This is a genomic window from Streptomyces sp. Act143 (genome assembly GCF_003143935.1).
Taxonomy (GTDB): Bacteria; Actinomycetota; Actinomycetes; order Streptomycetales; family Streptomycetaceae; genus Streptomyces.
The window spans coordinates 1,262,707-1,281,581 of record NZ_QFRX01000001.1; the positions used below are offsets into that span (position 1 = coordinate 1,262,707).

Consider the following 18,875-nt stretch of genomic DNA (forward strand, 5'->3'; position numbering starts at 1 on the left):
GTACGCAGACCAACTCCCGCCGCTTGAGGCGGCATTGACGGCCGACGCCGAACAGCGTCACGGTGATGGTGCGTCAGACACGGTCTGCCAGAGAACTCCGGAGGGCGTCCATGACTTCAGCGTCGACACCCCGCTCCGAATCCGACCACGTCCCCGTCCCCGGCCTCGACCCCGACCCCGACTCCGATTCCCAACTCCTGGCCCGGGTAAGGGAGATCCGTCCGCTGATCGAGGCCCACGCGCTGCGTACCGAGCAGCGCCGGAGGGTGACGGCCGAGGTCGTCGCGGCGCTCACGGAGGCCGGCGTCTACCGGATGAACGTCCCCCGGCGGTACGGCGGTTACCAGACGCGACCGCGCACCCAGGTCGACACGCTGGCCGAGGTGGCGGGGGCGTGCGGTTCGGCCGGGTTCACGGCCCTGATCCAGGCCGGCTGCGCGTTCATCGCCGCACTCTTCCCCGACCAGGCGCAGGACGAGATCTTCACAAGCCCCGATGTCCGGGTCGGCGGCACGCTCGTGCCGGACGCCACCGCCGTCGCGGTGGACGGGGGCTATCTGGTCAACGGCACCTCGGGCTTCGCCACCGGCTGCCAGGACGCCGACTGGCATCTGCTGACGGTCCGGGTCGAGTCGGACGAGGGTCCCCCCGAGGTGCTGTGGACGGCCGTGCCCATGTCGGAGCTGGAGATCCTGGACGACTGGCACGTCTCCGGGCTGGCCGGCTCCGGCAGCAACAGCGTCGTCGCCCATGACGTCCTCGTGCCCGCGCACCGCGTCCTGCCCGTCCAACCGCTGCTGGCGGGCGAGTTCCCCTCGAAGGCGAACGCGGACGACCCCTTCTACCGGGTGCCCGTCCTGCTGATGTTCTGCGCGTGGACGGCCCCGCACGCGCTCGGTGTGGCCCGCGCCTCCCTGGCGGGGTTCCGGGACCGCATCCACCGGCGGGGCATCACGTACACGTTCCATGCGCGGCAGCACGAGGCGGCCGTGACGCATCTCCAGACCGCCGAGGCGGCGATGAAGATCTCCTGCGCGGAGCTGCTGACGGACGACTTCGTCGCGCGGATCGAGGCCGGGGAGCCGTTCACGCCGGAGGAGCGCGCGAAGATCCGGGCGCAGACCGGTTATGTGGCGCGACTGTGCAAGGAGGCCGTAGATCTCGTCGCCTCCGCCTCCGGAGCGTCCTCGCTGCGCCTGGAGGTGCCGGTGCAGCGGGCGGTACGCGACCTGCACGCTCTGAACCTGCACTCCTTCGTCAATCCGACGACCAATCTGGAGCTGTACGGGCGGGTGCTGTCCGGGCTGGACGCGGGGACGCCGTTCCTCTGAGCCGGAGGCAGTCGTGCCGGTGAGCCCAGGCACTCGCGCCACTCTCACCGCTGAGCCGCAGGCCCTCGCGCTCCGCTGGAGAGGTGATCCAGACCACGAGGGAAACGATGCCGTTTCTCTGGCGGCGGGACTATGCTGACCCCAAGCGAACGAAACCGTTTCGTTCAGGAGGGTCGCCCATGACCTCTGTCCTCATCGTCAGCAGCCAGTCGCTCCAGCGTCTCGGCCTGCGCATGCTCCTGACGGACCAGCCCGACCTGACCGTCTCCGGCGAGGCGACCACCGGCGCCGAGGCGCTCCGCCTGAGTGCCGCGCTGCGCCCGGACGTCGTGCTGCTGGACGGCCGCGTCCAGGACACCGACGGCACCGATGTCATCCGCCGGATCACCCATCCCCCGGCCTTCGCGGCCTCCCCCGGCCTCTCCGAGGCGGCGGCTCGCCCGCCGCGCGTGCTCGTGCTGACGCCCGACACCCACGAGCAGTCCGCCTACGCCGCGCTGCGGGCCGGAGCCGGCGGTTTCGTCCTGGAGAGCGCCGCCCCCGAGGAACTCGTCGCGGCGATCCGGGTCGTGGCCGTCGGGGACGCCGTCATCACCCCGAATCTGACCCGCGCCCTCATCGACACCGTCCGGCAGCAGCAGCAGCCGGTCCGTCCCGCCACGACCGGGGTCGGCCTGGACACGCTCACCGAGCGGGAACGCGACGTCCTGACCGCCATCGCCTCCGGCTGGTCCAATGCGGAGATCGCGGAGCGGCTGAACATCGCCCCGACGACCGTGAAGTCCCACGTCAGCCACATCCTCGCCAAGATCGGGGCACGCGCCCGCGTGCACGCGGTGGTCTTCGCCTACGAGACGGGCCTGGTACGGCCCGCCGCCTGAGGGTGCGCGGGCCTCTCGCCACGGAGGTTTGAGCCACCGAGAAGTGGTCAGGCGCGAGGGATGTCCCAGCCTCCCTCCGCCGCGGTCCCGCCACCCACGCCCGACCGGAGAGCGGCCCCGCGTCCCGCCCCGGCCGGGAAACGCGACGCGTTCTTCGACAACGCCAAGTACCTGGCCATCGTGCTGGTGGCGGTGGGCCACGGGTGGGAGCCGCTGCGCGACGGCAGCCGGACGGTCAGCGCGCTCTACATGACCGTGTACGCCTTCCACATGCCGGCGTTCATCGTCGTGGCGGGCTATTTCTCCCGGAACTTCGACGCGAGCCCGCGGCGGCTCAGGCGGCTGGTGACCGGGGTCGCCCTCCCGTACGTCGTCTTCGAGACGGCGTACACCCTCTGGACACGCTGGACCGACGGCGCTCCGGACCGTCCGGTCAGCCTGCTGGAACCGCTGTATCTGACGTGGTTCCTGGCCGCGCTGTTCATCTGGCGGCTCACCGCCCCCGTGTGGCGGTCCGTGCGGTGGCCCCTGCCCCTCGCGCTCGGTGTCGCCGTACTGGCGAGCGTGACGCCGTCGATCGGCGAGGACCTCGACCTCCAGCGCACGCTCCAGTTCCTGCCGTACTTCGTCCTGGGCCTGTGTCTGAAACCGGACCACTTCCGCCTGCTGCGCCGCCGTTCTGTGCGCCTCCTGGCGGTGCCGGTGTTCGCGGGCGCGCTCGGCGTGGCCTACTGGGCGGTGCCGCGGCTGAGCGGCGCCTGGTTCTACCACCGTGACAGCGCCCAGGAACTCGGGGCACCCGGCTGGTACGGCCTGTTCATGACGCCGGTCGTCTTCGCCTGCTCGACGCTGCTGGTGGCCTGCTTCCTCGCGTGGGTGCCCGGCCGCCGGACGTGGTGCACCACCCTGGGCGCGGGCACGCTGTACGGCTATCTGCTGCACGGATTCGTGGCACGGGGCGCCGCGTCCTGGGGCTGGTACGACCCCGCGCGGGCCCACGAACCGCTCGGCGCCGTCGTCGTCACGGCCGTCGCCGCGGTGATCGTGACGTTGCTGTGCACCCCGCCCGTGCGCCGGGTGTTCCGCTGCGTCATGGAGCCGGACATGGCGTGGGCCTTCGGACGCGACCGGTCACGGGAACGCGTCGCCGCACCTGTGTGAGGCCCGGACCGTCACGGCGACGGCGGCCGGGAGGTGCCCGCGACCGTGGGCGTCGGGGTGATCTCGGGCAGGCGGGTCTCGCCGCCCGACGGGATCAGGGTGATGATCATGACGACGACCACGGCCGCGGCGACGAGCAGCACCAGCGCGACGAGCAGCCGGGAACGCACATCACGGACGGGCACGGACTCGGGGCGTGCCCTCGGACGCGTGGCGGGGCGTGCCGCCACGGCGGCCAACGCGGCCACGATCTCGTCCGCGCCCGGGCGGCGCGCCGGGTCCTTGACCAGGAGCCTGCGCAGCAGCGGTGTCAACGCGCAGTCCGGGCCCGGCAGTTCGGGTTCCTCGTAGACCACCGCGTACAGCGTCCCCGGCGTCGAAGGGCGCGCGAACGGGGACCGGCCGGTCAGCGCCGTGCAGAGAGTGGCGCCGAGCGACCACCAGTCGGAGGCGGGGCCCGGCGCCCCTCCGGTGGCCCGCTCCGGAGGCATGTACTCGGGGGAGCCGACGAGCAGGCCGTCCCGGGTCAGGCTCTGCGCGCCCTGTACGGCGGCGATCCCGAAGTCGGTGAGCACGACCCGGCGGCCGGGTCCCAGCAGGACGTTGCCGGGCTTGACGTCGCGGTGCAGCACCCCGGCGGCGTGCACCCGGCGCAGCGCCTCGGCGAGCGCGAGTCCGATGCGTGCCGTCTCCCGCACGCCCAGCGTCCCGTACCGGGCGACGGTCTGCTCCAGCGAGGGTGCCTCGACCAACTCCATGACGATCCACAGCCGGTCGCCCTCCTCGGCCACGTCGTAGACGCGGACCACGCCCGGGTGGTCGATGCGTGCGCTCGCCCGTGCCTCGCGCAGCGCGCGTTCCCGGCGGGTGCGTTCGTCGGGGTCGGTGCCGGGGCCGTCGAGCCACAACTCCTTGATCGCGACCTGCCGTTCGAGCATCTCGTCGCGAGCCCGCCACACCCGTCCCATGCCTCCCTGTCCGACGCTCTCCGCAAGGCGGTAGCGGCCGGCGATGCGCATGGGTGTCCACCTCCCCCGCCTTCCATCACAACACAGGCCGCCGGTCCACGACAGGGCACGACCGGCCGACCGCCGTACGGCCCACTGGACTCCGGTGCCCCGCGCGCGACGCCGGGCGCGCGGACGCGCGGCTCAGGGGCGCCAGTACAGCGCGGGGTCGGGGTGGTCGGTGAACCCCAGGTCGCGGTAGAGGGGTTCGCCCTCGGCGGAGGCGTACAGGTCCACGCGGGCCACCTCGCGCTCCCGGAACCAGTCGAGCAACTCCCGCATGATCGCCCGGCTGTGCCCGCGTCGCCGCTCGGCGGGGTCCGTGACGACGCCGAGGACCTGGCCGATCCGGCCGTTGAGGAGGTGCGGTCCCGGCAGGCGCTGTTCGACGACACCGATCCCGCAGGCGGCGAGGCGACCGCCCGTGCCGTCGACGACGAGGATGCGCACGGTGTCCGAGGTCAGCTTCTCGGTCAGCACCACGGCCAGTGCGTCCAGCCAACTGCCGTTCTCGGAGGGTGGGTTGAAGAAGGAGTCGTCGAGTCCGTCGAACAGCAGGGCCCGCAGGCGCAGGAGTTCGACGAGGTCGTACTCCCCCGCCCGGCGGACGGCGGAGCGGACGGCGGTGCGTTGTCCCATGCCGACGAGCCTGATGTAATGACCTTATGCATCTCAACCCTTACGGCGAGGATGCCGTGAACCTCGCCGCCGACCTGGCCAACCGCCGCCCTGCCGACGCCGGGGAGCTCGCGGACCGCTGCCGGGCCGCCGGGTTGGCGGTGGAGGGGCCGGTCACCCCGGACGACCTCGCCCGGGTCGGGGCGACGCTCGACGCGTGGGAGAAGGTCGTCGACGCGACCGCCGGGCACGAACGCGCCGCGCTGGTCAACGAGATGCTGGCCGCTGCCGCCGCCCACCCGCGGATGACCGACCACGTCGGCAGCGGCTGGCACCTGCACTACCGCGACGACGACCAGCCGCTCGGCGGCGTGCTGTCCTCGCTCATCTCGGTCGGCACGGCACTGCATCTGGCGGGCCGCGGCATGCACCGCCTCAGCCGCTGCGCCGTGACCGAGTGCACCACGATCTTCGCGGACACCTCCCGCACCGGAAGGCAGCGCTACTGCTCCCAGCGGTGCGCCAACCGCGACGCGGTACGACGTCATCGCGCCCGCGGGGGGCCGTCCGCCCACTAGCGGACGGCGCCCCGCGGGGCCGGCTCACTCGCCGACCGGCGTGCCGCGCTGCCACGCCCAGGCCAGCCGGTCCGCGCCCGACTGGTTGGTGGTCCTCAGCCAGGGCTTCGCCGGGTCGCCGGTGAGCTCCTGTATCGAGTAGATGTCGTCGGTGCGCAGGCCCGGCCAGTACACCGAGCCCATCCTCAGCTCGCGGAAGGTGTCGGTGACGGCCTGGATGAAGTTGACGTAGTTGTCGTCCGGCGTCTTCACGTTGTAGTTCAGGCCCGTGGTCATCGGGGCGCCGAACTCGTCGGCGACCGTGCGGTTGGCGCAGTCGCCGATGCGCACCTTCAGGTCGGCGACCCACTCGTCGTAGGTGGCGTACGACTTCCAGAAGCCGTAGTGGTGCAGGGACAGGTAGGTGCCTTTCAGACGCGGGTCGGCGCAGACGGACGTGACGTGGTCGTTGTAGCCGGCGCCACTGACGAAGACGCGGTTGCGCGGCACCGACGGGTAGGTCTGGAGCCACTTCGCCGCGATGTCGGCCCATTCGGTGTCGGTGTAGCCGTGCGGCTCGTTCATCGGCTCGAAGTAGACCCGGGAGTTGCCCTTGTAGGCCTTGACGACCGTGTTCCACATCGGCCAGTAGGTGGCCTCGTCGTCGATGTAGCCGTCCTTGCGGTCGCCGGTCCCCTCCCAGTAGCTGACGATCACCTTGAAGCCGTGGGCCGTCGCGGCGTCGACGACCCCGCGGTACGACTTCCAGTAACTGCCGTTGACCGTGTACGGGTTGATCGGCAGCCGCACCGTGTTGGCGCCGAGGTTCGCGCGGAACGCCGAGATGATGCGGCTCGCCTTGGTGTAGGTCTGCGCGTAGGTGTCCGAGGTCGACAGGCCGGACAGCTGGAGGGTGTCGTCGGCGAAGTTGTCGCGCGGATCGGCCCAGTTGACGCCCTTGAACTGGGTGGTGTCGATGCTCGGCGCGGCTGCGGCGGGGCTGCCCGCGAGCCCGGCACCGGTGACGGCGGCGATCGCGACCGCGGCGAGGACGGCCCGTGTACGGGGCTTGAGACGGGTGCTGACAGGGGTCTTGCGCATCGACGTACCCTTCCGGAGCGACAGGATGTTTACGTAAACATCACGGCGCCGGAATCGTGGCACCCACCCCCACGAGCGTCAAGGTTTCCCACACGTAACATCCATTGCGACGGCAGCGACTTGAGCGGGCGGCGACGGCCGAGGGCCGTCCGGAAGGGCGCCGGCGCGTCCGGCGCGGAGCGGGACACCGCCCCGCGGCGGCAGCCCGCTGTCACTCGTCCGTGGGGCGAAACCGCAGTTCCGGCGGACGGGAGGGGCCCGCGCCCCGAGAATCCGGGCCATGGGAACTGGTCGGCGAACCCGACGGATCGGTCTGCTCTATCTCCTGCTGTCGGTCGCCGGCATGGCCGGGGCGGTGAGCGTGACGCTCCGCTTCGATCTGCGGACGGCCGAGACGATCGCGGCGCTGCTGCCGTCCCTCGGTGGCACGTACCTGTCCTGGGCGACGTTCCGGGCCGGCCCCCGGGAGGCGGAGCAGCGGGACGACCCGGCCGCGGTCGCCGACCGGCTGGCGGTCGCCGTGCGCCGCCAGTGGGAGGCCGAGGCGGCGGTGCGGCGGCTGAACGACCCTTATCCCCTTCCGGTGTCCTGGCGACCGGCCGACGTGCGCTTCGGGGAACCGCCGGCAGTGCTGCGGGAGATCGCCGAGAGCTGGCCCGGCGCCCGGTCGGGGGCTCGCTCGGGCTGGGCCGGCGAACCGGCCGCGCTGGCCGGGACGGGCGGGGAGATCGCCGAGGTGTTCCTGGAGCGGGTGCCGACCCGCCGCCTGGTGGTCCTGGGCGGTCCCGGCAGCGGCAAGACGATGCTCCTGGTCCGGCTGCTGCTGGCGCTGCTCGCCGACCGTCCGGCGGGCGGCCCGGTCCCGGTGCTGTTCTCACCGGCCTCCTGGAACCCCGCCGAACAGCCGCTGGAGTCATGGCTGGCGGAACAGCTCGCGCGTGACTACAGCGGACTCGGCGATCCGGAGGCCGGGGCGGCGGACCGTGCCGGACGGATCGGGCGGGCCCGGCTGCTGCTGGAGCACCGGCTCGTGCTGCCGGTCCTCGACGGCTTCGACGAGATCCCCGAACCGTTCCGCGCCCGGGCGCTGGACGCCGTCAACTCCGCCCTGCGGCCCGGGCAGCCGCTCGTGCTGTCCAGCAGGGCGGAGGAGTACGGGGCGACGCTGGCCCCGGCCGACGGGGTGCCGGTCCGGCTCAGCGGGGCCGCCACCGTGGAGCTGCGACCGCTCCAGGTGCCGGACGTCGCCGCCTATCTGCGCCGGGACGCCGGCGGCGGGGAGAGCGCGGACGCCCGCTGGGAGCCGGTGGTGCGGCTGCTCGGCACCGACACCCCCGTGGCCCGGGCGCTGACCTCACCGCTGATGCTGTTCCTGGCCCGGACCGTCTACAACCCCCGGCCGGGCGAAGGAGCGGCCGGTCTCCCCGACCCCGCGGACCTGTGCGACCGGGACCGTTTCCCCGATCCCGCCGCGGTGCGCGCCCACCTCTTCGACGCGTACGTGCCCGCCGCCTACCGGCCGCACCCGGACCACCCCTGCCGCTGGACCCCCGAGCAGGCCGAGCACGCCTTGCGCCAGTTGGCCCGGCAGTTGCGCGGTTCCACCGACCTCGCCTGGTGGCAGTTGCGCAGGGTGCTGCCGGTCCGCGTCGCCCAGGTGGTGACCGGGCTCGTCCTCAGCGTCGTGGCCTGGGTCTCCGCGACCGGGGCGGGCCGGGTCACCGCGTATGTCGGCGGCCTGGACTCCGGGTGGCTGACGGGCCCGCCCGCGCCGATGGTCGCGGGCCTGGCCGGAGGCATCGCGGGCGGCATCGGCTGCGGACTGGTCGCCGGGGTCACCGGCGGCGTCGCCGAGGGGCTGACGCATCTGCTGGCCACCGGTCAGGCGGCCTGGCCCGCGACCACGACGGCCGGGGGCCTCGCCTACGGTTTCGCGGGCGGCATCGTCGGCGCGCTGTCCAGCAGAGTGGCCGTGCAGCGGTCCGACTCGGCGGCCCGGCGCTGGAACTGGCGCAAGTGCGCCCTCGGTTTCCTGACGGGTGCGGCGCTCTGGTTCTCGTACCGCCTCACGTACGGCCCGCGGGCCGCGCTGGTCGGCGCCCTGCTCACCGGCACGGTCTACGCGGTGGCGGGTGGTGCCCTGGGGGGCCGGGCGAGCAGTCTGTCGGCGCACCGGGCGGGCGCGGTACCGACGGTCAGGACTCGGTGGGCCTGGGACTGGCGGGGGTTCGGGACGGGACTGGCCTGCGGTTCCGCCATCGGTGTCACCCACTGGGCGGTCCTGCGCGTGCTGGGTCTGCTGGCCGGGTCGTCCTCGTACCCGCTGAGCACGATGCTGGCGTTCTCCTGCGCGTTCGGTCTCGCCGTGGGCCTCGCCCGCGGTCTCACCGGGAAGCCCGCCGACCTCACCGCGCCGGTGGCGCCCGCCCTGCTCCTGGAGCAGGACCGCAGGATCGTCGGCCGGCTGTGGGCCGTCGTCGGCCTGGCGGTCGGCGCCGGGTTCCTGCTCACCTACGGCGTCGACGCCGTCGTCCGGGGCAGCCTCTTCTACGGCCTCGGCCGCGGCACCACGGACGGCCGGGCCATCGCGATGAGCCCGCTGCACATCCTCGACCGGGGTCTGGCCTACGGCGTCACCGTCGGCCTCGCCGCCGCGCTCAGCCACAACGCCTGGTGGTACCACACCCTCGCCCGTCACTATCTGGCCGTGCGCCGGGGCCTGCCCCGCGACCTGACGGCCTTTCTCACCGACGCCCACGAGCGGCACGGGGTGCTGCGGCAGACGGGTGCCGTCCACCAGTTCCGCCACCTCGACCTGCAACGCCATCTCGCGGAGTCGGACCCCCCGGCGGGCATCCGACCCCGGCCACCCCGGCCCCGGCAGCAGGTGCCGGACAGCACGGACCCGGATCGGGTGAGCCGGACGTGAGCGTGCGCGTCGGGGACGGGCCCGGCCCCGAGTGCGGCCGGGCCCGGGCCGGTTCAGGCCGTGTGGAGGGTCAGGCCGTACCGGTTGAGGATCTCGTTGACCGGCTGAAACCAGGTCTCTCCCCCGCTGGAGCAGTTGCCCCAGCCGCCGGAGGTGACGCCCTGCGCCTGGTCACCGCTGATGAACGAGCCGCCGGAGTCGCCCGGTTCGGCGCAGACGCTGGTCTTGGTCATCTGATGCACCGCGCCCTGGCTGTAGTTGACGGTCTCGTTCATCGCCAGGACCGTGCCGCAGTGCCAGTGCGTGGTCGAGCCCGAACGGCAGACGGAGGACCCCACGGGTGCCACGTTCGAGCCGCGCACCAGCTGGTCGGAGACGGTGCCCCAGCCGAGCACGACCGGCACCGTCCACCAGCCGCTGCCCACGTTGACCCAGGCGTAGTCGTTGTCCGGGAAGGACGAGCCCTGGAAGTTGCCGACGTAGCTGCGGTCCCACCCGTAGACGGCGCCGGTGTGCTGGTCGCAGTGTCCGGCGGTGATGAACCCGCCGTAGACCGAGAAGCCTATGGAGCAGCGGACGTTGCCGGTGTAGAAGGGGTCGCCGCCGACGGTTCCGGCGGCGAAGGTCCGGGGTGCGGTGGCGATGGGCCGGACGGTGACGGGGCCCGCGCGGTGGGCCTGGGACACGAAGCGCCGGACATCGTTGTCGGCCCGTTCACTCGCGACGACGTCGACGACGACGGTGCTCGCCTGCGGGTCGACGTGCCACCCGGCGACGCCGGCCGGTGCGGAGAGCTTGTCGAGCCGGGTCTGGGCCGCGGCGAGTTCGCGGGCGGTGTGGCCGACGGTGCGGACGGCGGCGCCGGTGGCCCGCACCGCCCGGACGGTCGCCTCCGTCGCGTCCGGGGTGAGGCCGACGGCCAGTGTGCCGGCGGTGGCGTCGAACCAGGTCCCGCCGAGTGAGCTCCCGGCGGCCTCGCGGGCCTTGGGCTCGGCGGCGGTGGCCCGCTGTTCGGCCGCGAGCCGCTGCTCGGCCTGCGTCTTCGTCAGGTGCAGGTCGCGTTGCATGGCGGTGAGGAGACCGGCGGAGGCGGGCGCCTTCTCCGGTCGGGTGTCGTGGGCGGAGGCGGGGGCGGCACCTGCGGCGAGGCCGGCGCCGAGAGTGAGCAGTGCGGCCAGGGCGGTGTGCGTGAATCCGGTGCGTCTCATGGAGGTTGCCCTTCGTCGTTCCATGGCAGTGGGGGTGGAACAATAGGGATCTGAGAGCGCTCTCATAGTGGGGCCGGGCAGAGCGTAGCGGTTGGCCGCGGGCAGGTCCATACCAATCCGGCCACTCTCTCGGACGTCGTACGCCCCGCGCCCAACTGACCATGGCCGGGCACGTCGTTGGGGCGGCCCGACATAGGCTTCTCGAAGATCCGCCGCGGAGTGGAGTCCCCCCTCGACAGGAGGCCCGATGGGTTTGCCGGATGCGATCCGGGTTCGGCCGGTGCCGGAACTGCTCGCGCAGAACGCCCTGCGGTACGGCGGGAAGTCGGCCTTCGCCGACGACCGGCGCGAGGTGAGCTGGGCCGAACTGGACCGCAGGACCGCCCGGTTGGCGACCGGACTCGGGGTCGAGCGCGGCACCAGGGTGGCGTTCTTCCTCGCCAACGGCGTGGAGCTGGTCGAGGGTCTGCTGGCGACCGTGCGCGCCGCGGCGGTCGGGGTGCCGCTGCCGCCACGCGCCACCCACACCGAGCTGGCCCAGCTGCTGGCGGACTGCGACCCGGCCGTGGTCGTCACCGACCAGCGGCGACTGCCCCGGATCGCGGGGATGGTCGTGGGACGGCCCGTGCGACTGGTGGTGGTCGGCGAGGGGCCCGTACCGGACGGCGCCGAGCACTTCGAGGACCTCGCGGAGGGGGCCGCCCCGGCTCCCCGCGACGACCTGGACCTGGACGAACCCGCCTGGCTGCTCTACACGTCCGGCACCTCCGGCACGCCCACGGCGGCCGTCTCCAGCCAACGCTCCGCGCTCTGGTCGTCGTTCGCCTGCTATCTGCCCCGGCTCGGCCTCACCGCCACGGACCGCGTGCTCTGGCCGCTGCCGCTCGCCCACACCTACGCCCACTCCCTGTGCGTGCTGGGCACGACCGCGGCCGGGGCCGGCGCACGGCTCACCTCGGCATCGGCGCCGGCGCAACTCGCGCGCCTGGTCGCCGAGTTCGAGCCGACCGTGCTCGGCGGAGTCCCGCTCACCTTCCGGCAGCTCCTCGACACCGGCCTCGGCGCGGTGCCCTCGCTGCGGGTGTGCGTCACCGCGGGCGCGCCGAGCGACCCGGAGCTGCGGGAGCAGGTGGAACGCCGGTTCGGGGCACCGCTGCTCGACGGGTACGGCTCCACGGAGACCTGCGGGAAGATCGCCATGGAGGCGCTCGACGGGCCGCGGGTGCCGGGCAGCAGCGGGACACCGGTTCCCGGCATGGCCGTCCGGCTGGTCGATCCGGACAGCGGTCTGGATGTCGTCGGGCGCGAAGGTGAGATCTGGGTGCGCGGCCCCGGTGTCATGCTCGGCTACCACAACCGGCCCGAGACGGACGCCGACACCGTGCGGGACGGCTGGTACCGCACGGGTGACCTCGGCCGGTTCGGCGCGGGCGGCTGCCTGACCGTCACCGGACGGCTCAACGACCGGATCGTGCGGGGCGGCGAGAACGTCGACCCGGCCGAGGTCGAACGGGTGCTGCGCGCTCTGCCCGGGGTACGGGACGCAGCCGTGGTGGCACGGGCGCATCCGCTGCTGGGCGAGGTCCCGGTGGCGTTCGTGGTCCCGGCGGAACCGTCGCTGGACCCCGCCGGGCTGCTGCGGGGCTGCGCCGCGGTGCTGTCGGCGCACAAGGTGCCCGAGGAGGTGCTGTTCACCCCGGCCGTCCCGCGCACGGCGGCGGGCAAGCCGCGACGGGCGGTGCTGCGCGAGACCCTCGCCGAGCGGCCCCCGGCACCGGACCTCGCCGGACTGGCCGGTCTGACAGCGGGCGAACGGCGCGCGCTGCTCACGGAGTTGGTGTGCCGGGAGGCCGAGGCGATCCGGGGCACGGCCGCCGATCCCGGCACCGCGTTCGCCGATCTCGGTCTGACCTCGATGGACGCCATGACCTTGTGGCACCGGCTCAGTCTGCGCACCGGGCTGCGGCTGCCCGCGACCCTGGTCTGGGACCACCCGAACCCGGCCGCGGTCGCCGCCCACCTGGACACCCGGATGAGCGGCGAGGCCCCCGAGCGGACCGCACCGCCGCGCGGTCCGCAGGCCGAGCCGGTGGCGATCGTCGCCGTCGGCTGCCGCTACCCGGGCGGGGTGAGCTCCCCGGAGGACCTGTGGCGGCTGGTGTCCGACGGGGTCGACGCCACCGGCGACTTCCCCGCCGACCGCGGCTGGGACCTCGACGCCCTGCACCATCCTGACCCCGACCGACTCGGCACGACGTACACCCGGCGCGGCGGATTCCTCGACGGCGTGGCCGACTTCGACCCGCTGTTCTTCGGGATCTCACCCCGCGAGGCCCTGGCCATGGACCCGCAGCACCGGCTGCTCCTGGAGGTGGCCTGGGAGACGCTGGAGCGCGCCGGCATCCCCGCGCCGGCACTGCGCGGCAGCGCCACCGGGGTGTTCGTGGGCCTGATGCACGCCGGGTACGGCACCGGGTTGTCGCCGCACGAGTTGGAGTCGCACATCGGCATCGGCTCGGCGGGCAGTGTGGCCTCCGGCCGGATCTCCTACGTCCTGGGGCTGCGCGGCCCGACCATGACCGTGGACACGGCCTGTTCGTCGTCGCTGGTCGCGATGGACCTGGCGGCGAAGGCGCTGCGGGCGGGCGAGTGCACCCTCGCGCTGGCCGGCGGGGTGACGGTGCTGTCGAGCCCGCAGCCGTTCATCGCGTTCAGCAGGCAGCGCGGCCTGGCGGCGGACGGCCGCTGCCGGTCGTTCGCGGCGGGCGCGGAGGGCACCGCGTGGGGCGAGGGGGCCGGCCTGGTACTGCTGGAGAAACTCTCGGACGCCCGGCGCAACGGCCACCCGGTGCTGGCGGTGCTGCGCGGGTCCGCGGTGAACTCCGACGGCGCGTCGAACGGCCTGACCGCCCCCAGCGGCGAGGCGCAGCGCGAGCTGATCCGCCGGGCACTGGCCGACGCGGGCCTCGGTCCGGCCGACGTCGACGTGGTCGAGGGCCACGGCACCGGCACCGCGCTCGGCGATCCGATCGAGGCGGGCGCCCTGCTGGCCACGTACGGCCAGGGCCGCGACCCGTCCGACCCGGTGTGGCTGGGCTCCGTGAAGTCCAACCTCGGACATCCGCAGGCCGCCGCCGGGGTGGCCGGTGTGATCAAGATGATCGAGGCGATGCGCCACGGCGAACTGCCCCGCTCGCTCCACGCGGAGCAGCCGTCGCCGCACGTGGACTGGTCCCAGGGGGCGGTACGCCTCCTCGACCGCCCGCGCCCGTGGCCGGACCGCGACCGGCCGCGCCGGGCGGCCGTGTCGTCCTTCGGCATCGGCGGCACCAACGCCCATCTGATCATCGAGGAGCCGCCGTCGGAGACCGGGCCCGGCGCACCGCAGGGCACCCGTCCGCCGCTCACGCCCTGGCTGGTCACCGGCGCCGACGAGGCCGGACTGCGGGCCCACGCCGGGAAGTTGGCGGAGGCACTGGCGGACGTCACGGACGAGGCCGCGCCGGACGTGGCGTACTCGCTGGCCACCACCAGGACCCCGCTCCCCCACCGCGCGGCCGTGCCGGCCGGCAGCGCCTACGAACTCCTGGCGGGGCTGCGCCGGTTGGCCGCCGGGGCGGAGGATCCCGCACTGTTCAGGGGTACCGTGCGCGGCATCCCCAGGTCGGCGCTGCTCCTGGCCGGCCAGGGCGCGCAACGCGCCGGGATGGGCCGCGAACTCGCCGTCGCCTTTCCGGTGTTCGACACCGCGTTCACCGAAGTGTGCGAGCTGTTCGGCCCGTTGCTGGACCGTCCGCTGCGGGAGGTGGCCGACGATCCCGACGGCCGCCTGCTGGACCGTACGGACTACGCGCAGCCCGCGCTGTTCGCCTTCGAGGTCGCCCTGCACCGGCTGCTCGCCGAGTGGGGTGTGCGGCCGGACTATCTGGTCGGCCACTCGATCGGCGAGCTGGCCGCCGCGCACCTCGCGGGCGTCTTCTCGCTCCCCGACGCGGTCCGGCTGGTGGCCGCCCGGGGCCGGCTGATGGCGGCCCTGCCCGCGGGCGGTGCGATGGTCGCGGTGCGGGCCTCGGAGGCGGAGGTCGCGCGCCGGCTCGCCGAGCTGCCCGGCCGGGTGGCGATCGCGGCCGTCAACGGGCCGGCGTCGGTCGTGGTCTCCGGCGACGAGGACGCGGTGACCGCGCTGGCCGCGGCGTTCGGCGGCCGGAGCACCCGGCTGCGGGTGAGCCACGCCTTCCACTCGCCGCTGCTCGACCCCGTGCTGGCCGAGTTCCGCGCGGTCGCCGAGACCGTGACCTACCGGCGGCCGTCCGTGCCGGTGGTCTCCACGGTGACCGGCCGCCCCGAGCCGGACGCCCTCGCCACCGCCGACCACTGGGTGCGGCAGGCGCGCGAGACCGTCCGGTTCGCCGCCGCGGTGAACTGGCTGGCGGCAGCGGGGGTGACAGCCTTCGTCGTCGCCGGGCCCACCGCCGCGCTCGGTGTGGCGGCCGAGGAATGCCTCGCGCCGGACACGGGCTCGGTGTTCACGTCGTGCTCCGATGCGCGTGGGACGCTCGCGGCGCTGGCCGCGCTGCATGTGCACGGGGTGCCCGTCGACTGGCGGTCGGTGTACGCGGGCAGCGGCGCCCGTCGGCGCACGTTGCCGACCTACCCCTTCCAACGGCAGCGCTACTGGCTGCACGCGGTACGGCACCCGGTCGCCACCGGGCACCCCCTGCTGGGCGCGCCCCAGCCGGACGCGGACGGCCCCGGCGTACGGCACAGCGGGACGCTGTCCGCGGTACGGCAGGCCTGGCTCGCCGACCATGTGATCGGCGGCCAAGTGCTGTTGCCCGCGGCGGCCTTCGCCGAGCTGGCCTGCCACGCGGCCGGGGTGTCCGGTCCGGTCCGGCTGGCCGACCTGGCCTTCCGGGAGCCGCTGGTGCTGCCCGCGGCGGAGGCGGTGCACGTGCAGGTCGTCACCGGCGGGCCGGACGAGGCGGGTAACCGGGCGGTCGCCGTCTATGCGCGGACGGGCGAGACGTGGACGCGGCACGCCACGGCGACGATCGCCCCGGTCGGCGCGGCTCCCGTCGTACCGCCGAGGGTCTGGCCGCCCGCCGGAGCCGAGCGGCTCCCGGTCGACTACGACCGCCTCGCCGCGCACGGCCACGCCTACGGACCGGCCTTCCGCGCGGTGACCGCGCTGTGGCGCCGGGGGACCTCCCTGTACGCCGAACTGGCCCTGCCGCCGCGGGAAGCGGCGACCGCCGGCTCCTACGTCCTGCACCCCGCGCTGCTCGACGCGGCCCTGCACGCGGCGCTCCTGGCCGAGGGCCCCGGCGCGGCGCGGGTCCCGCTCACCTGCGCCGGGCTCACCGTCCACGCGACCGGCGCGACCGCCGCACGGGCCCATCTGGAACGGCTCGGCCCGGACGAGTTCCGGGTCACCCTCACCGACCCGGCCGGAGCGCCCGTCGCCGCGGTCGAGTCACTGGTCACGCGGGCACTTCCCCCTCAACGCGCGCACGGGCGTGCCGAGTTGTACCGGCCGGCATGGCGTCCCGGGGCGCCGGGCGGCACGGCCGACACGCGTCATGAACAATTCGACCTGACGGGCCCGGCCATGGGCACGGACCTGCCCGAGCGCGTGCGGAGCCTGCTGGGCGCCACGCTCGCGCGCATCCAGGACTGGGTCGCCGACGCCCGCCCGGGGCGGCTGCTGATCCTCACCGACAACGCCACCGGGGACGACCCCGACCCGGCCGGGGCGGCGGTGGCCGGACTCGTACGCAGCGCCCAGTCCGAGCACCCCGGCCGGATCGTGCTCGTCGACCGGCGCGGGGGCCCGGCGTCCGCGGCGGACCTGGAGACGGCGCTGCGCACCGGCGAACCACAGGTCGCCCTGCACGACGGCACCGTACTGGTCCCGCGGCTGACCACACCGAAGCCTGCCACCGACCCCGGGACACCGGTGCTCGATCCTGAGGGCACCGTGCTGGCGCCGCGGACGGCCACGCCGAGGTCTCCCGCCGAGCCCGGGACGCCGGTGCTCGATCCCGACGGCACCACACTGGCGCCGCGACCGATCACACCGAAGCCTCCCACCGACCCCGGGACACCGGTGCTCGATCCTGAGGGCACCGTGCTGGTCACCGGCGGTACCGGGGCGCTCGGGGCGAGCCTCGCCCGGTACCTGGTCGGGCGGCGCGGGGTGCGTCATCTCGTGTTGGCCGGGCGCAGCGGTCGTACGCCGGCGTGGGTCGGCGAACTGGACGCGGCGGTACGGGTGGTGGCGTGCGACGTGCGCGACCGGGCGGCCGTCGACGCGCTGGTCGCGTCCTGCCGCGCGCCGCTGACCGCGGTGTTCCATCTGGCCGGTGTGGTGGACGACGGCGTCGTGGACGGCCTGACGCCGGAGCGGCTGGCGGATGTGCTGGCGCCGAAGGCGGACGCGGCCTGGCATCTGCACGAGGCCACCAAGGACCTCGGGCTGTCCGCCTTCGTGCTCTACTCCTCCGCCGCGGGTGTGCTGGGCCGCCCCGGACAGGCCAACTACGCGGCGGCCAACGGTTTTCTCGACGCGCTGGCCCGCCACCGCACCGCACGGGGCCTGCCCGCCCAGTCCCTGGCCTGGGGGCCGTGGGCCACGGCCGACGACGATGGCATGGCGGCCCGGGTCGCTCCGCACCGGCTCACCGACGGCGGTGTCCGCACGGTCGGCGAGGAGGAGGGCGTCGACCTGCTCGATCGTGCGCTGCGCACCCCGGAGCCGGTGCTCGTGCCGATCGCGCTGGACCTGACGGCACTCGGCGCCGCGACCGCCCCGCCGGTCCTCACGGATCTGCTGCCGCGGCGTCCGGCCACCACTCAGGCCACCGCCCCTGACGGCACCCCCGCCGCACAGGCGCCCGGCGCCTGGCGTGAGCGTCTGGCGGCCGTGCCGACGGACGAACGCCAGGCGGTGCTGGCCGAGTTGCTGCGTGCCGAGATGGCCCTGGTCCTGGGCTTTCCGGACGCGGCGGCCCTCCCCGCCGAACGGGCCGTCACCGAGCTCGGCTTCGACTCGCTGACGGCGGTGCAGTTCCGCAACCGGCTCAGCGCGTTCACGCGGGTACGGCTGGCGGCGTCGGTCGTGTTCGACCATCCGACGCTGCCCGAGCTGGCCGCGCACGTGTACGAGGCCCTGCGCCAGGTGCTGCCGGACACCGAGGCCGATGCCGAGGACCCGGCCCCGACTCCGGCGGACGAGGCGTCGCCCTACCGCTTCGGGCTCCTCTACCACCAAGTCCTGCGCGAACGAGGCCCGTTGGAGGCCATGGGCCTGCGCTACCTCGCCTCCCACGCCCTGCCCTCCTTCTCCGTCCCGGACGGGCCCCGGCACGCCGTGGCTCCGGTCCGGCTGGCCCGGGGCACGGGCCCGACCCTGCTGTACATCCCGGACTACCTCACGCCGTACCACCGCGTTCCCACCGGTCTGGCGAAGCAGTTCGACGGCGAGCGCGACCTTTTCCTGCTGGAGCATCCCGGGTTCGGCGTCCGGCGTGCCGTTCCGGACGGCCCGGCGGCGCTCGTGCGCACGCATGTCGACACGGTGCGGTCCCTGTCGGTGAACGGTCCGGTGGTCCTGGTCGGCCACTGCGCGGGCGGCGTGATCGCGCACGCCGTGGCGCGGGAGCTGGCGCTGGCCGGTGCGCCACCGGTGGGGCTGGTCCTGCTCGACGCGCACACGGGTGTGCTGCGCCGGGACGACGCGCGGGCGCTGGCACTGATGGCCGCCGGGGCAGAACTGCCGGACGACGTCGTCGCCGAGTTCGACGACTCCCTGCTGATCGCGGGCGGCGGTTACGCGCGCGTGCTGGAGAACTGGGAGCCCGAGCCGTCACCGGTCCCGACCCTGCTGGTGCGGGGCCGGCCGACCGCGCAGATGCTGCGTGTCGACCCCGCCGCCGACTGGCGGCCGCGCTGGCCGCTCCCGCACGAGGCCGTCGACGTCCCCGGCGACCACTACACCCTCGTCCACCACGACGCCGACACCACGGCCGCGGCGATGCGCACCTGGCTGACGTCCTGACCCGCCATAACAGGCCCCGCACCACG

Annotated in this window: 10 protein-coding genes; 6 read left to right on the forward strand and 4 right to left on the reverse strand. The window is 74.2% G+C overall.

Features of this window, described 5'->3' with window-relative positions; all coding sequences use genetic code 11:
• Positions 1-110 precede the first annotated feature (110 nt).
• The 3 genes from DI272_RS05580 to DI272_RS05590 all read left to right on the forward strand — a co-directional run bounded on the left by DI272_RS05580 (position 111) and on the right by DI272_RS05590 (position 3,373).
• Positions 111-1,331: an acyl-CoA dehydrogenase family protein gene (locus DI272_RS05580; RefSeq protein WP_109494029.1), complete on the forward strand. Its 1,221-nt coding sequence runs from the start codon at positions 111-113 to the stop codon at positions 1,329-1,331.
• A gap of 179 nt (positions 1,332-1,510) precedes the next feature.
• The gene (locus DI272_RS05585; RefSeq protein ID WP_109494030.1) at positions 1,511-2,212 is read left to right on the forward strand and encodes a response regulator transcription factor; all 702 of its coding nucleotides are present in this window, start codon (positions 1,511-1,513) and stop codon (positions 2,210-2,212) included.
• A gap of 60 nt (positions 2,213-2,272) precedes the next feature.
• Entirely contained in the window at positions 2,273-3,373 is a 1,101-nt protein-coding gene (locus DI272_RS05590; RefSeq protein ID WP_109494031.1) for an acyltransferase family protein, read from the forward strand.
• Positions 3,374-3,384: 11 nt separating this feature from the next.
• Here the strand turns inward: DI272_RS05590 and DI272_RS05595 are convergent, their stop codons facing one another.
• Both DI272_RS05595 and DI272_RS05600 read right to left on the reverse strand, forming a co-directional pair.
• Complete coding sequence (locus DI272_RS05595; RefSeq protein ID WP_109494032.1) at positions 3,385-4,392, reverse strand: serine/threonine-protein kinase; 1,008 nt, start codon at positions 4,390-4,392, stop codon at positions 3,385-3,387.
• A gap of 132 nt (positions 4,393-4,524) precedes the next feature.
• A complete protein-coding gene (locus DI272_RS05600) occupies positions 4,525-5,019 on the reverse strand; it encodes a GNAT family N-acetyltransferase (RefSeq protein ID WP_109494033.1) in 495 nt (164 codons plus the stop codon).
• Between the two features lie 26 nt (positions 5,020-5,045).
• Between DI272_RS05600 and DI272_RS05605 the strand changes: the two genes are divergently transcribed.
• The gene (locus DI272_RS05605; RefSeq protein ID WP_109494034.1) at positions 5,046-5,576 is read left to right on the forward strand and encodes a CGNR zinc finger domain-containing protein; all 531 of its coding nucleotides are present in this window, start codon (positions 5,046-5,048) and stop codon (positions 5,574-5,576) included.
• Between the two features lie 24 nt (positions 5,577-5,600).
• Here DI272_RS05605 and DI272_RS05610 read toward each other — a convergent pair whose 3' ends face one another.
• Positions 5,601-6,656, reverse strand: coding sequence for a glycoside hydrolase family 5 protein (locus tag DI272_RS05610; protein WP_109494035.1), 1,056 nt, complete (start codon positions 6,654-6,656; stop codon positions 5,601-5,603).
• A 280-nt stretch (positions 6,657-6,936) separates the two neighbouring features.
• Between DI272_RS05610 and DI272_RS05615 the strand changes: the two genes are divergently transcribed.
• On the forward strand, positions 6,937-9,585 hold the full coding sequence (locus DI272_RS05615; protein ID WP_109494036.1) for an NACHT domain-containing NTPase: 2,649 nt from the start codon (positions 6,937-6,939) through the stop codon (positions 9,583-9,585).
• 53 nt (positions 9,586-9,638) lie between these two features.
• On the opposite strand, the gene DI272_RS05620 is transcribed toward DI272_RS05615, so the two are convergent.
• Positions 9,639-10,793 (reverse strand): S1 family peptidase, encoded by a 1,155-nt coding sequence (locus tag DI272_RS05620; protein ID WP_109494037.1) that lies wholly within the window; start codon positions 10,791-10,793, stop codon positions 9,639-9,641.
• A gap of 247 nt (positions 10,794-11,040) precedes the next feature.
• Between DI272_RS05620 and DI272_RS05625 the strand changes: the two genes are divergently transcribed.
• Positions 11,041-18,849 (forward strand): type I polyketide synthase, encoded by a 7,809-nt coding sequence (locus DI272_RS05625; protein WP_109494038.1) that lies wholly within the window; start codon positions 11,041-11,043, stop codon positions 18,847-18,849.
• Positions 18,850-18,875 lie beyond the last annotated feature (26 nt).

What these genes read in the sequence shown, in the direction of transcription:
- DI272_RS05595 (WP_109494032.1), bottom strand. Translation starts at nt 4,392, where the DNA reads ATGCGCATCGCCGGCCGCTACCGCCTTGCGGAGAGCGTCGGACAGGGA.
- DI272_RS05590 (WP_109494031.1), top strand. Translation starts at nt 2,273, where the DNA reads ATGTCCCAGCCTCCCTCCGCCGCGGTCCCGCCACCCACGCCCGACCGG.
- DI272_RS05610 (WP_109494035.1), bottom strand. Translation starts at nt 6,656, where the DNA reads ATGCGCAAGACCCCTGTCAGCACCCGTCTCAAGCCCCGTACACGGGCC.
- DI272_RS05585 (WP_109494030.1), top strand. Translation starts at nt 1,511, where the DNA reads ATGACCTCTGTCCTCATCGTCAGCAGCCAGTCGCTCCAGCGTCTCGGC.
- DI272_RS05615 (WP_109494036.1), top strand. Translation starts at nt 6,937, where the DNA reads ATGGGAACTGGTCGGCGAACCCGACGGATCGGTCTGCTCTATCTCCTG.
- DI272_RS05620 (WP_109494037.1), bottom strand. Translation starts at nt 10,793, where the DNA reads ATGAGACGCACCGGATTCACGCACACCGCCCTGGCCGCACTGCTCACT.
- DI272_RS05600 (WP_109494033.1), bottom strand. Translation starts at nt 5,019, where the DNA reads ATGGGACAACGCACCGCCGTCCGCTCCGCCGTCCGCCGGGCGGGGGAG.
- DI272_RS05625 (WP_109494038.1), top strand. Translation starts at nt 11,041, where the DNA reads ATGGGTTTGCCGGATGCGATCCGGGTTCGGCCGGTGCCGGAACTGCTC.
- DI272_RS05580 (WP_109494029.1), top strand. Translation starts at nt 111, where the DNA reads ATGACTTCAGCGTCGACACCCCGCTCCGAATCCGACCACGTCCCCGTC.
- DI272_RS05605 (WP_109494034.1), top strand. Translation starts at nt 5,046, where the DNA reads ATGCATCTCAACCCTTACGGCGAGGATGCCGTGAACCTCGCCGCCGAC.